The 12,410-nt window shown below is 56.4% G+C and carries 8 protein-coding genes; 3 read left to right on the top strand and 5 right to left on the bottom strand.

Annotated elements, in window-relative coordinates:
- Position 1: 1 nt before the first annotated feature.
- From EE949_RS10420 to EE949_RS10410, 3 genes are all read right to left on the bottom strand, one after another.
- Positions 2-298 carry a winged helix-turn-helix domain-containing protein gene (locus EE949_RS10420; RefSeq protein WP_122664204.1) on the bottom strand — a complete coding sequence of 99 codons (297 nt, stop codon included), beginning with the start codon at positions 296-298 and terminating at the stop codon, positions 2-4.
- A 173-nt stretch (positions 299-471) separates the two neighbouring features.
- Positions 472-978: a M48 metallopeptidase family protein gene (locus EE949_RS10415; RefSeq protein WP_122664203.1), complete on the bottom strand. Its 507-nt coding sequence runs from the start codon at positions 976-978 to the stop codon at positions 472-474.
- A gap of 40 nt (positions 979-1,018) precedes the next feature.
- Positions 1,019-3,148 (bottom strand): putative bifunctional diguanylate cyclase/phosphodiesterase, encoded by a 2,130-nt coding sequence (locus tag EE949_RS10410; protein WP_162874642.1) that lies wholly within the window; start codon positions 3,146-3,148, stop codon positions 1,019-1,021.
- Between the two features lie 312 nt (positions 3,149-3,460).
- On the opposite strand from EE949_RS10410, the gene EE949_RS10405 reads away from it, so the two are divergent.
- Complete coding sequence (locus EE949_RS10405; RefSeq protein ID WP_122664201.1) at positions 3,461-4,132, top strand: polysaccharide lyase family 7 protein; 672 nt, start codon at positions 3,461-3,463, stop codon at positions 4,130-4,132.
- Positions 4,133-4,263: 131 nt separating this feature from the next.
- Here EE949_RS10405 and putP read toward each other — a convergent pair whose 3' ends face one another.
- Positions 4,264-5,751, bottom strand: coding sequence for a sodium/proline symporter PutP (gene putP / locus EE949_RS10400; protein WP_122664200.1), 1,488 nt, complete (start codon positions 5,749-5,751; stop codon positions 4,264-4,266).
- A 454-nt stretch (positions 5,752-6,205) separates the two neighbouring features.
- Between putP and putA the strand changes: the two genes are divergently transcribed.
- Together putA and EE949_RS10390 are read left to right on the top strand one after the other, a co-directional pair.
- Positions 6,206-10,159: a trifunctional transcriptional regulator/proline dehydrogenase/L-glutamate gamma-semialdehyde dehydrogenase gene (gene putA, locus EE949_RS10395; RefSeq protein ID WP_122664199.1), complete on the top strand. Its 3,954-nt coding sequence runs from the start codon at positions 6,206-6,208 to the stop codon at positions 10,157-10,159.
- Between the two features lie 280 nt (positions 10,160-10,439).
- Entirely contained in the window at positions 10,440-11,591 is a 1,152-nt protein-coding gene (locus tag EE949_RS10390) for a delta-60 repeat domain-containing protein (protein ID WP_122664198.1), read from the top strand.
- A 218-nt stretch (positions 11,592-11,809) separates the two neighbouring features.
- Here EE949_RS10390 and EE949_RS10385 read toward each other — a convergent pair whose 3' ends face one another.
- The gene (locus tag EE949_RS10385) at positions 11,810-12,130 is read right to left on the bottom strand and encodes a hypothetical protein (protein WP_122664197.1); all 321 of its coding nucleotides are present in this window, start codon (positions 12,128-12,130) and stop codon (positions 11,810-11,812) included.
- Positions 12,131-12,410: the final 280 nt, after the last annotated feature.

Genomic DNA, 12,410 nt, shown 5'->3' with positions numbered 1-12,410 from the left:
TTCAGGGGTAACCCAGCACGGCTTTGATCTGCGCCAGGTTGCCCGCAATCCAGCTTTTATCTATCGCGCCCCAGCTACGAATGCGGTATTGCCCTGCATGATTACGGGCGCCATCAAGCTGTTCGAACTCACATTCGATATCAAGATCAGCCAGCGCGGCAATCGTGTCCTGCGCCGTACGCCGTGGCATGCCGGTGACATCGACCAATGCCGGGACGTTAGCGGCCAACTCACTGTCGATCAGATACGCCACGTACAAACGGCGGTAGAAACTGCTTTTGGTTTTGCTGACTTCCATTGAAGTGAGGGCCTATTATCTTGACGGTGAGGGCATGGCGGGTGATTGACCTGTGCAGACTGTGTGGGAGCGAATTTATTCGCGAAGGGGGCATAGCTCAAAGAGATTCAGCGACTGAGGCACCGCCTTCGCGAATGAATTCGCTCCCACCGGAATGTCGCTCATCCTTGGTGCTACTGCATATCCCGCCAGGTCAGGTAAATCCGCAGATCAAACTCCAACTGGTGATAACCCGGCTGCATGTGCTCGCACAGCTGGTAAAACGCCTTGTTGTGATCGGACTCCTTGAAGTGCGCCAGTTCGTGCACCACGATCATTTTCAGGAATTCCGGTGGCGCTTCCTTGAACAGCGAGGCGACGCGAATTTCTTTCTTGGCCTTGAGCTTGCCGCCCTGCACGCGGGAAATCGTGGTGTGCAGCCCCAATGCGCGATGAGTCAGATCGAGCCGATTATCAAACAGCACTTTGTCGATGTTCGGCGCGTTTCGCAGGTACTCCTGCTTGAGCCCCAACGCGTAGGCATACAGCGCCTTATCGCTCTGGACCTCATGACGACCGGGGTAACGCTGCTGTAAATACTCACCCAGTTTGTTGCGGGCGATCAGCTGCCGCACCTGATCCTGAAGCGCAGGAGGATAGGCCTGAAGGTATTTGAGAGGAGCAGTCGCCGATGCAGTCATGAGCCGTAACGCTGATTCAAAAGGCGCCAGTGTACATAAATCAATGCTGTTTCAGGCTCTCCCAGTCGAATACCTTCGGAAAGCGCAGGGCGTCGTCGGCCAGCATGGGCCGTCCGACCAGATACCCCTGAATCAGCTGACAACCGTTTTCAGCCAGCCACTGATATTGCTCGAGGGTCTCGACGCCTTCAGCGATCACCAGCACATCAAGGTTACGGCACAGGTCGATAATGCTGCGCGCTACAGCGGTATCGCGCGGCGTTGTCAGCATGCCCGCGATGAAGTGCCGATCTATCTTGAGCGTATCGATATCCAGGTTACGCAGATGCGTCAGCGAACACTCGCCGACACCAAAATCATCCAGCGCCACACTCACACCGATGTCATGCAGATGGCGGATCTGATTACGGCTGTGGGACAGATTGTGTACCAGCGATGCTTCGGTGAGTTCAACCTCCAACTGGCCCGGCTTCAGATCGTAACGCTGCATGGCGCGGCGCAACTCTGAGGCAAGGTTAGGCATGCAGAACTGGGTGGGACTGATGCTGATGCTCAGCACCAGCCCGGCATCAAAAACCTCATTGCAGCGGCTACGATGCTCGGCGCCTTGCTCGAAGATCCAGCCGCCCAGCTTGTTGATCAGCCGGGTCTCTTCCAGCAACGGGATGAACACGCCCGGCGGCACATCCCCGGCGCTCGGATGCTGCCAACGCAATAACGCTTCGAAACCACGCAACTTGCCATCAGCGATGGATACCTGCGGCTGATAGACCATAGAGAAATCCTGGCCATCGATAGCGCTGCGCACACTGTCTTCGAGCATCAACCTGGAACGCGCCCGGCCGTTCATTTCCTGATCGTAGAACCGATACTGCTGACGACCGGCCCGTTTGGCCTCGTACATGGCGATATCTGCCGCACGCAGCAAGCCGTCGAGATTGGACCCGCAATCGGGATAGGTGGCAATGCCGATACTGGCGCCAAGCGTGACATCCAGGCCGTCGACCTGCCTGCGGACTGACACCCGCTCAATCAGCTTTTCCGCCACCTTGGCAGCCTGCTCAGGAAAATCCAGACCGTCGATGACCACGGTGAACTCATCGCCGCCCATGCGCGCGAGCACGTCGTATGGCCGCATACAATCCTTGAGCTGCTGGGAAACCCAAAGCAGCACTTGATCGCCTGCATCATGCCCCAGGGAATCGTTGACGCGCTTGAAGCCGTCCAGATCCAGGTACAGCAACACCAGGAATCGCCCGGCCTGCTCGTTGCGTAACAACAAGCCTTCTACGGCCTGATAAAAGCCTCGCCGGTTAAGCAAACCCGTCAGCGCATCAGTAACGGCCTGCTGCTCCAGTTGCTGATAGAGATCGCGGACCACCGACATGTCCAGAATGCTGAACACCATGGCCTTCTGCTCTACGGGCAAAGGCGCGCACGACAATGCCACTGGCAGCTTGCAGCCTTCATGGGTACGCAGGACGGCATCGTGCAGACGGTAGATTTCAGCGTTGCGATAGTGACGATAGAACCCTGACTGCGCCCAGTCAGAGACCTGCGGCTCGATCAGATAATCAATCACGTTGGTACCTCTCAATTGCTCGGCATTGGCACCGAGCAACCGACAGATAGCCGGGTTAGCGAAATTGATGAGTCCGGCCTCACTGACGACCAGAATTCCCTCATCGATGTTGTCCAGCACCGACGCGTTGAAGGCCCGGGCAGTTTCCAGCTCTCGGGAGATCCGTTGCAGGGCACGCTGATTCTGCTGCTGCTCAAGCAGAGCCTGAACTTTGGGCCTGAGTACGTTGGGATCGAAGGGTTTGAACAGGTAGTCGATTGCGCCGCTGGCGTAACCACGATGTACGGCGTCCTGAGACTGCTCGTTGGCAGTCAGGAAAATGATAGGGGTCAGCCGCGTTCGCTGGCTGCCGCGCATCAGGCGTGCGACCTCAAAACCGTCCATGCCCGGCATCTGCACATCAAGCAGTACCAGATCGACCTCGCGCTCCAGGAGCACGGTCAATGCCTCGATTCCTGAGCTCGCAGTCACGATGCACCAGTCCTGTCTCTGCAGAACAGCACGCATCGTCACCAGATTCTCTGGATAGTCATCAACAACCAACAAAACAGAACAGCCATCACCCGGCTTGGTTTGCGCGCATTCCATGCAGCTTCTCTTAAGTAGCACGACATCCAGGGACCGTCGCGTTGATTTCCAATCAAGATAACTCTAGTCGGCTCTGACGGAAACTAAAGCTGGCTTTGTGACACCGTTCGCTAAAGTTCACATCCACCCGACTAACGGTCATGTCCTACAGGCCAGTGAGTACATGCCCTACAGCCAATGTGACAGCACTTTGACGTCACTCGTTCGACAATTAATCATTAACAGAACGTTATTGAGAACGTATAACAACAACCCGCAAAGGCTTGACATAGACGCCTCTTACTGGCAATGCGACATATTGGAAAACATCACATGGTAGACATGGCTTCGTGGAATCTGAGCATTCCTGTGGGTTCGCCCCCCAAAACCATCGAGACAGCCCAGCTGAAGAAGGGCTATGACGGCAAGTACTTTCGGTCTGAGTCGGGTTACATCTTTTTCTGGTCACCCGTCACCGGCTCAAAAACTGCCAACGCCAAATACCCGCGCAGCGAACTTCGAGAGACCTGGGCCGACGGTACGTTACATAACTGGATGTATCCGCAGGCCGACAACTTTCTCGACGCGACACTGGAAGTTAATCAAGTCCCCTCTTCCGGCAAGATCGTGATTGGCCAGATACATGCCTACGAAAGTACCGAGCCGATGCTCAAAGTTGAGTATCAGTACAAAGAAGACACTAAGTCCGGAAACATCGTTGCCAAAGTCCGCAACCGTTATGACGATGATAAAAGCCGCGTCATTCCGATAGCAGAAGGTGTGCCGCTGAATGAGCGGTTCAATTACAAGATCCACCTCAGCCCTGGTGGCGACCTGAGTGTCAGCGCCAGAGGAAAGAACTGGAGCAGCCCGATCAGCGCCACCTGGCGAGACAAGCCGCTGTACTTCAAGGCAGGAGTTTACGTGCAAGACAACAAGGGTTACAGCAGCGAAGGCGGTAAAGCCACTTTCTATAAGCTGGACATTGATCACAACAAGATTTAGTGCTGCTGACACTGCAGCAGCGGCAAACGCAGTCCTTGTAGGAGCCAACTTGTTGGCGAAGCGATAGCAGTCATTACACCCACCCGACGCTTCGCCAACACGTTGGCTCCTACAGGTTATTCTTTCAACATCTACCGTGCAGCCTTGAACTCTTTCTCAGCCAGCTCAAAACGCTCCTGCATACCTGTCGACGGACCTTTGCCAATCAGGCTGAACACCACGATGGCGATGCTGGCGAACAGGAAGCCCGGGATAATTTCGTACAGACCCCAGATCCCCAACTGCTTCCAGACGATCACGGTGATTGCGCCAACCAGCACGCCAGCAAGCGCCCCGTTACGCGTCATGCCTTTCCAGAGCACCGAAATCAACACCACCGGACCAAATGCAGCGCCGAAGCCAGCCCATGCATAGCTCACCAGCCCCAGTACACGGTTGTTCGGATCGGCGGCCAGCAAGATAGAGATAATCGCGATCAGCAACACCATCGCACGGCCGACCCAGACCAGCTCCTTTTGCGAAGCGTTTTTACGCAGGAAGGCTTTATAGAAGTCCTCGGTCAGCGCGCTGGAGCACACTAGCAGTTGACAGCTCAGCGTGCTCATCACCGCGGCCAGAATCGCCGAGAGCAATACGCCAGTCACCCAAGGATTGAACAGCAACTTGGCCAGTTCGATGAAGACCCGCTCCGGGTTTTCAGTGACAGGCCCGGCGACCTCGGGATGCGCCGAGAAATAGGCAATGCCGAAGAAGCCCGCCGCCACGGTGCCACCCAGACAGAGGATCATCCAGGTCATGGAAATGCGTCGTGCGCTGGCAATCGACTTCACCGAATCTGCCGCCATGAAGCGCGCCAGAATGTGTGGCTGACCGAAGTAGCCCAAGCCCCAGCCCATCAGGGAAATGATGCCGATGATGCTGGTATTGCGGAACATGTCGAAGTTGGCTGGATCCTTGGCCTCGATGGCAAGGAATGTCGCGTCAACGCCACCGGTGGCCAGCAGCACAATGATCGGCGTCAGGATCAACGCAAAAATCATCAGTGTTGCCTGCACCGTGTCAGTCCAGCTCACTGCGAGAAATCCACCTACAAACGTGTAAGCGATGGTTGCGGCAGCGCCGGCCCACAGCGCAGTTTCGTAAGACATACCGAAGGTGCTTTCAAACAGGCGTGCACCGGCAACAATGCCCGAGGCGCAATAAATGGTGAAGAACACCAGAATCACCACCGCAGAGATCACGCGCAGCAAGCCACTTTTGTCTTCGAAACGGCTGGTGAAATAGTCCGGCAGCGTCAGAGCATCGCCGTTGTGCTCGGTCTGTACACGCAGGCGACCGGCGACAAACAGCCAATTCAGATAAGCACCGATAATCAGGCCGATCGCGATCCAGCTTTCAGACAGGCCCGACATATAAATGGCACCCGGCAAGCCCATCAATAGCCAGCCGCTCATGTCCGAAGCACCGGCCGACAACGCCGTAACGACGCTGCCCAGACTGCGGCCGCCAAGAATATAGTCCGACAGGTTGTTGGTTGAGCGATAAGCCATCAGGCCTATCAGCACCATTGCTGCGATATAGATCACGAAGGTGATCAAGGTAGGGTTGCTGACACTCATGGGTATTTCGCCTTGGCATTGTTTTTATTTAGCGAGACCGGCTTTGACCGGGAGGTTTACAGCCAAAGCGCAGAAAAAAGTGGCAGATTTTCTGGCCTCACTCCCGACCAACGCCAGTCACGCGAGAACAATTCTTGGTCGCACATGCGACATCGCGACGCATCCTATTCAACAACTCATTGGCGGTGCAACCCATTTACGGCCAAAAAGTTGCACCTCGACGTTATCGCCACCCGATTACCGCGAATCCTGCCCCGTTCCAGAGCGCCAGCCGCCTTTCATCTGAACATCGGCACTGCGTTTGTGCAGCACAGAACATCAAAGCCGGACCGCCTGGCAGGTGCCGAAAATATTCAGCAAAAAAAGGGTTGCACCCGGTTGCACCCTGACCGGCTCATGGCTAATCTTGTCCGACAACCAAGGCCACATTGCAGTGGCATGATGAGGACAGCACATGGCGACCACCACCCTGGGTGTCAAACTTGACGACCCTACCCGCGAGCGATTGAAAGTAGCCGCTCAGTCCATTGACCGGACTCCGCACTGGCTCATCAAACAGGCGATTTTCAATTACCTGGAAAAGCTCGAAGGTGGTGCAACCCTTTCCGAACTCAATGGCACTGTTGGCAAAGACAGCGATGACCACGGCGAATTGCCGGTGGACACAACTCACCAGTGTTTCCTTGAGTTCGCAGAAAGCATCCTGCCGCAATCCGTGCTGCGCGCTGCAATTACTGCAGCCTATCGCCGACCGGAACCGGAAGTGGTGCCGATGCTCATCGAGCAGGCGCGCCTGCCGGTACCGATGGCTGAAGCGACCAACAAACTGGCTGCGACCATCGCCGAAAAGCTGCGTAACCAGAAGAGCGCTGGCGGCCGTGCCGGGATCGTTCAGGGCCTGCTGCAGGAGTTCTCGCTGTCGTCTCAGGAAGGTGTAGCCCTGATGTGCCTGGCCGAAGCGCTGCTGCGTATTCCCGACAAAGGCACCCGCGACGCATTGATCCGCGACAAGATCAGCACCGGCAACTGGCATCCGCACCTGGGCAACAGCCCATCGCTGTTCGTCAACGCCGCCACCTGGGGCTTGCTGCTGACTGGCAAATTGGTCGCAACGCACAATGAAGCCGGGCTGACATCGTCCCTGAGCCGGATCATCGGCAAAAGCGGCGAACCCATGATCCGCAAGGGCGTGGACATGGCCATGCGCCTGATGGGCGAACAGTTCGTCACCGGTGAAACCATCGGCGAAGCATTGGCCAACGCCAGCCGCTTCGAAGCCAAAGGCTTCCGTTACTCCTACGACATGCTCGGCGAAGCAGCACTCACCGAACACGACGCACAGAAATACCTGGCCTCTTACGAGCAGGCGATCCACTCCATCGGCAAAGCGTCCCACGGGCGTGGCATCTACGAAGGTCCGGGCATCTCCATCAAGCTCTCGGCACTGCACCCGCGTTACAGCCGCGCCCAGTATGAACGCGTGATGGAAGAGCTGTATCCGCGCCTGCTGTCGTTGACCCTGCTGGCCAAGCAATACGACATCGGCCTGAACATCGATGCCGAAGAAGCCGACCGTCTTGAGCTGTCGCTGGACCTGCTTGAGCGCCTGTGCTTCGAGCCTCAGCTGACCGGCTGGAACGGTATTGGCTTTGTGATCCAGGCTTATCAGAAGCGCTGCCCGTATGTGATCGACTACGTGATCGATCTGGCCCGCCGCAGCCGCCACCGCCTGATGATTCGCCTGGTAAAAGGCGCTTACTGGGACAGCGAAATCAAGCGCGCCCAGGTTGAGGGTCTGGAAGGCTATCCGGTCTATACCCGCAAGGTATACACCGACGTTTCCTACATCGCTTGCGCCCGCAAACTGCTGTCGGTGCCGGAAGTCATCTACCCGCAATTCGCGACGCACAACGCTCACACCCTGTCGGCCATTTACCACATCGCCGGTCAGAACTATTACCCCGGCCAGTACGAATTCCAATGCCTGCACGGCATGGGCGAACCGCTTTACGAACAAGTCGTGGGCAAGGTCGCCGATGGCAAGCTGAACCGACCGTGTCGCGTATATGCGCCGGTAGGCACTCACGAAACCCTGCTAGCTTATCTGGTGCGTCGCCTGCTGGAAAACGGCGCGAATACTTCCTTCGTCAACCGTATTGCCGATCAGTCGATTTCCATTCAGGAACTGGTCGCTGACCCAGTGGCCAGCATCGAGCGCATGGCGACTCAGGAAGGCGGCTTCGGCCTGCCGCACCCGCGCATCCCCTTGCCGCGCGATCTGTATGGTGCCGAGCGCGCCAACTCCAGCGGTATCGACCTGGCCAACGAACATCGTCTCGGCTCGTTGTCTTCTGCCTTGTTGGCCACCGCGCACAACGACTGGAAGGCCGCGCCAATGCTCGGCTGCCCGGCAAGTGAGGGCACGGCTACCCCGCTGCTGAACCCATCCGATCTGCGCGATGTAGTCGGCCATGTGCAGGAAGCCAGCCTGGAGGATGTCGACAACGCCCTGCTCTGCGCCCTGAGTTCCGGCCCGATCTGGCAAGCCACCCCACCGGCTGAACGCGCTGCGATTCTGGAGCGCGCCGCCGACCTGATGGAAGCCGAGATCCAGCCACTGATGGGCCTACTGGCTCGCGAAGCAGGCAAGACCTTCGCCAACGCTATCGCAGAAGTCCGCGAGGCGGTGGACTTCCTGCGCTATTACGCGGTGCAGGCACGCAATGACTTCAGTAACGACGCGCACCGCCCGCTGGGTCCTGTGGTCTGCATCAGCCCGTGGAACTTCCCGCTGGCAATCTTCAGCGGCCAGGTCGCCGCTGCCCTCGCTGCCGGTAACCCGGTGCTGGCCAAACCTGCTGAGCAAACACCACTGGTTGCCGCACAGGCCGTTCGTATTCTGCTCGAAGCCGGCATTCCGGAAGGCGTGCTGCAATTGCTGCCCGGCCGCGGTGAAACCGTCGGCGCCCGTCTGGTCGGTGACGATCGGGTCAAAGGCGTGATGTTCACCGGCTCCACTGAAGTCGCTCGTCTGCTGCAACGCAACATTGCCGGTCGCCTTGACGCTCAAGGTCGCCCGATCCCGCTGATCGCGGAAACCGGTGGCCAGAACGCAATGATCGTCGACTCCTCGGCGCTCACAGAACAAGTGGTCATCGACGTCGTGTCCTCAGCCTTCGACAGCGCCGGTCAACGTTGCTCGGCCCTGCGCGTACTGTGCCTGCAGGAAGATTCCGCCGACCGCGTCATCGAAATGCTCAAGGGCGCCATGGCTGAATGCCGTCTCGGCAACCCGGAGCGTCTGTCCGTAGACATCGGCCCGGTGATCGACGCAGAAGCCAAGGCAGGCATTGATAAACACATTCAAGGCATGCGCGACAAAGGCCGCACGGTCTATCAGGTTGCAATCGCCGACAGTGACGAAATCAAGCGCGGCACCTATGTGATGCCGACGCTGATCGAACTCGAAAGCTTCGACGAGCTGCAACGTGAAATCTTCGGCCCGGTGCTGCACGTAGTCCGTTACAAGCGCAAGGAACTGGACCAGTTGATCGGTCAGATCAACGCCTCCGGTTACGGCCTGACGCTCGGCGTACATACCCGTATCGACGAGACCATTGCCAAAGTGATCGACAACGTCAACGCGGGCAACGTTTACGTTAACCGCAACATCGTCGGGGCTGTGGTCGGTGTGCAACCGTTCGGCGGTGAAGGCCTGTCGGGCACAGGGCCGAAAGCCGGTGGCCCGCTGTATCTGTATCGCCTGCTCTCAACCCGTCCGGTCGACGCCATCGAGCAATCGTTCGTGCGTGGCGATGCACTGGCGGCACCCGACACCCGCATGCGCGATGCCTTGAGCCAGCCATTGCAGGCGCTAAAAACCTGGGCAACCAGCAATCAGCAAACCGAGCTGGATCAGCTCTGCAGCCAGTTTGCCGTGCAATCGCAAAGCGGCGTGACTCGCCTGTTGGCGGGCCCTACCGGCGAGCGTAACAGCTACAGCATCCTGCCGCGTGAACACGTGCTCTGCCTTGCTGAAGCGGAAAGCGACCTGCTTATTCAACTGGCCGCCGTTCTGGCCGTAGGCAGCAGCGCGGTCTGGCCGGACAACGCGTTGAGCAAACCACTGCGTGCCCGCCTGCCGAAAGAAGTACAGGCGCGGATCAAGCTGGTGGCCGACTGGACGAAAGACGAGGTGCTAATCGACGCTGTTCTGCACCACGGCGACTCGGATCAACTGCGCGCTGTTTGCGAGCAAGTGGCCCAGCGGGCGGGCGCCATCGTTGGCGTCAACGGGCTGTCCCATGGCGAAACCAACGTAGCACTGGAACGTCTGGTGATTGAACGTGCACTGAGCGTCAACACTGCCGCTGCGGGTGGTAACGCGAGCTTGATGACCATCGGCTGATGGCCTGACTGGCAATAAAAAAGAGAGCTTCGGCTCTCTTTTTTATTGCCACAACTTTAAAAACTTGACAACTAAGCCGCTTATTGATTCGCTATAAAAACAGATTTAAACCGCTCGCAGAAATTTAACTAAATACCTCACCAAACATCTCAAAATCACTTCACCAATACGGCATTAAAAAATCATTGCACTCTCTAACACTCTGTGATTAAACGCCTCTATCGACTGATTAATTCCATCTTTCGAACCATATATAATTAACGCAAACAGAGATTAGAAAATGACAATCTTACACAATCAAAGAACTGAGTTTGATCCTGCTTTTGGTGTTAATGGCAAACTTGAAGTCCGTCCGCCTGGCAATTTTCGTAACGACTTGTCGAACTTGGCCATGGACGCGTCCGGCCTGCGCTTGATGATTTATGGAGCCTACGAACGTGAAACACCGAACCTGCCCATTCCGGGCGTTGCCTCCCTTTACCTCAACGGTAACTTCGACACCCGCTTCGGCGACAGACAGGACGGCCTGACCATCGCGCCACCGAGCATCCTGGCACAGAGCGCAAGCGGTTTCGCCAGGCTGAACGATGGATCATTCTTTATCACCGGATCAGCTTCGCAACAACTTCCGCTCCTCCGATACGATCACGAAGGGAGACTCATGTACTTCATGGATCTGGCCGAGGGTCCGCAATACTCCACTCCCCGTCTACTGGGTATGGATGAAGCAGTCTTACTGGCCAGCTCGGACCGTAATGGTGGCGTGATCTATTGCCGTAACTACGAGACAGAAGAACCTTATTTTGGTACTGGCGGCAAAGCAACTTTCCTGACGGGGCATAGTTATGTATCTACCTTGCACATGGCGCGCAGTCGTGACGACTCGTTTTACCTGGCCGGGGAAGTAGACAACGATGGTTATATTCTGCGCATGACCCGTACAGGCGAACTCGATCAGGGCTTTGCCGAGGGTGGTGCGTACCGGGTCAGGATGGTGGATGCTCGTTACAACGCTTGCCGCAGAGTGATTGAGCTTCCTGATGGCAAAGTCCTTGCCTTGATCAACGGCTCCGGCTCCGATATTGGCACGGCCAGCCACATGATTCGCTTGACCGCCACCGGGCGAATCGACCCTACATTCAATCGCGGCGAACCCTTGCGCGTGCCTGGCGAAGTCGGCGAAGACATGACACTGCAAGCTGACGGCAGAATCCTGGTGGCTAATCGCGGCGTGATGACTGGCAACCAACTGACCCGCTACCTGCCTGATGGCTTGCTGGACACCGAGTTCGGCAACGAAGGGACGGGCACAATCACGTTTACCAACGACCAGATCGGTTTCGTCAAAGGCGTAATGGTTCAGCCTGACGGCAAGATCCTGATTGGCGGAACATCCGGGTCGACCACTACGCTGCTGAGGTTGCTGGCGTAAGACCTCACGGATAAATTTAATGGTTTGAAATGCATCTTCTGTAGGAGCTGCCGAAGGCTGCGAAGCATTTCTCCTGATACACCGCGATCGCAGCCTTCGGCAGCTCCTACAGGTCCAATGCTTGCTTCGCGACAGCGCTGTGTCAGGGCACAAAGCGATTTCCTACAGAATGCGAAAAACTCACAATAAACGATTCATAAAGTCCAGTACTGGACGAATCAGGTCTGCATATAGGTCAGCCCGGAGAGCAAAGTAATACCGGCGAGAGGATCCGTGATTGAGTATTGAAACTGCAATAACGACCCAGCGTTTGCATCAATTAGATTCTGCGGTACGGGTTCCGTCAGCGGAAAAACAGCATTCGTAATGGTTTTCGTAAACTCCGGACTCAGAAACCCTCGAATAAAGATTTTTACATCATCGCCCGAACGAGCGGAGTTAATAACCAGCGCTACGCCCCCAACAGTGGTCGGAAACTCCAGCCCCGGTGGATCAACGTCATAGATTCGCGCCTTTTTTATATCTCCAACACTTGTCATGATCAAACTCCTGTAAAGTTCACGCCGGACTATCCGAACGCATTCCGAGCATAACGTGGCGTGCATTAACGTGCAAAAAAAGCCACGCCCGACTTTCAGACATAAATCTCTTAAATAACAACCGGCTAGCCCTCACTTAGAAGAATTGGCTACTTTACCGATGCCAAACTAATCTATGATTCAGAAGCCCCCCGCTCACCTTTAATAAAAATGCTCTTTCTTATTTCAGGTTACTTGCGCCCTGTAGATGCTCTAAGGGTCGCGTTTCTTGCAGCTATCT

Origin of the sequence: Pseudomonas viridiflava, assembly GCF_900602065.1 — a bacterium.
Lineage (GTDB): Bacteria > Pseudomonadota > Gammaproteobacteria > Pseudomonadales > Pseudomonadaceae > Aquipseudomonas.
The sequence above is the reverse complement of the archived record's forward strand: the minus strand, read 5'-3'. Positions and strand labels throughout refer to the sequence as shown.

What these genes read in the sequence shown, in the direction of transcription:
- EE949_RS10420 (WP_122664204.1), bottom strand. Translation starts at nt 298, where the DNA reads ATGGAAGTCAGCAAAACCAAAAGCAGTTTCTACCGCCGTTTGTACGTG.
- EE949_RS10415 (WP_122664203.1), bottom strand. Translation starts at nt 978, where the DNA reads ATGACTGCATCGGCGACTGCTCCTCTCAAATACCTTCAGGCCTATCCT.
- EE949_RS10410 (WP_162874642.1), bottom strand. Translation starts at nt 3,148, where the DNA reads ATGGAATGCGCGCAAACCAAGCCGGGTGATGGCTGTTCTGTTTTGTTG.
- EE949_RS10405 (WP_122664201.1), top strand. Translation starts at nt 3,461, where the DNA reads ATGGTAGACATGGCTTCGTGGAATCTGAGCATTCCTGTGGGTTCGCCC.
- putP (WP_122664200.1), bottom strand. Translation starts at nt 5,751, where the DNA reads ATGAGTGTCAGCAACCCTACCTTGATCACCTTCGTGATCTATATCGCA.
- putA (WP_122664199.1), top strand. Translation starts at nt 6,206, where the DNA reads ATGGCGACCACCACCCTGGGTGTCAAACTTGACGACCCTACCCGCGAG.
- EE949_RS10390 (WP_122664198.1), top strand. Translation starts at nt 10,440, where the DNA reads ATGACAATCTTACACAATCAAAGAACTGAGTTTGATCCTGCTTTTGGT.
- EE949_RS10385 (WP_122664197.1), bottom strand. Translation starts at nt 12,130, where the DNA reads ATGACAAGTGTTGGAGATATAAAAAAGGCGCGAATCTATGACGTTGAT.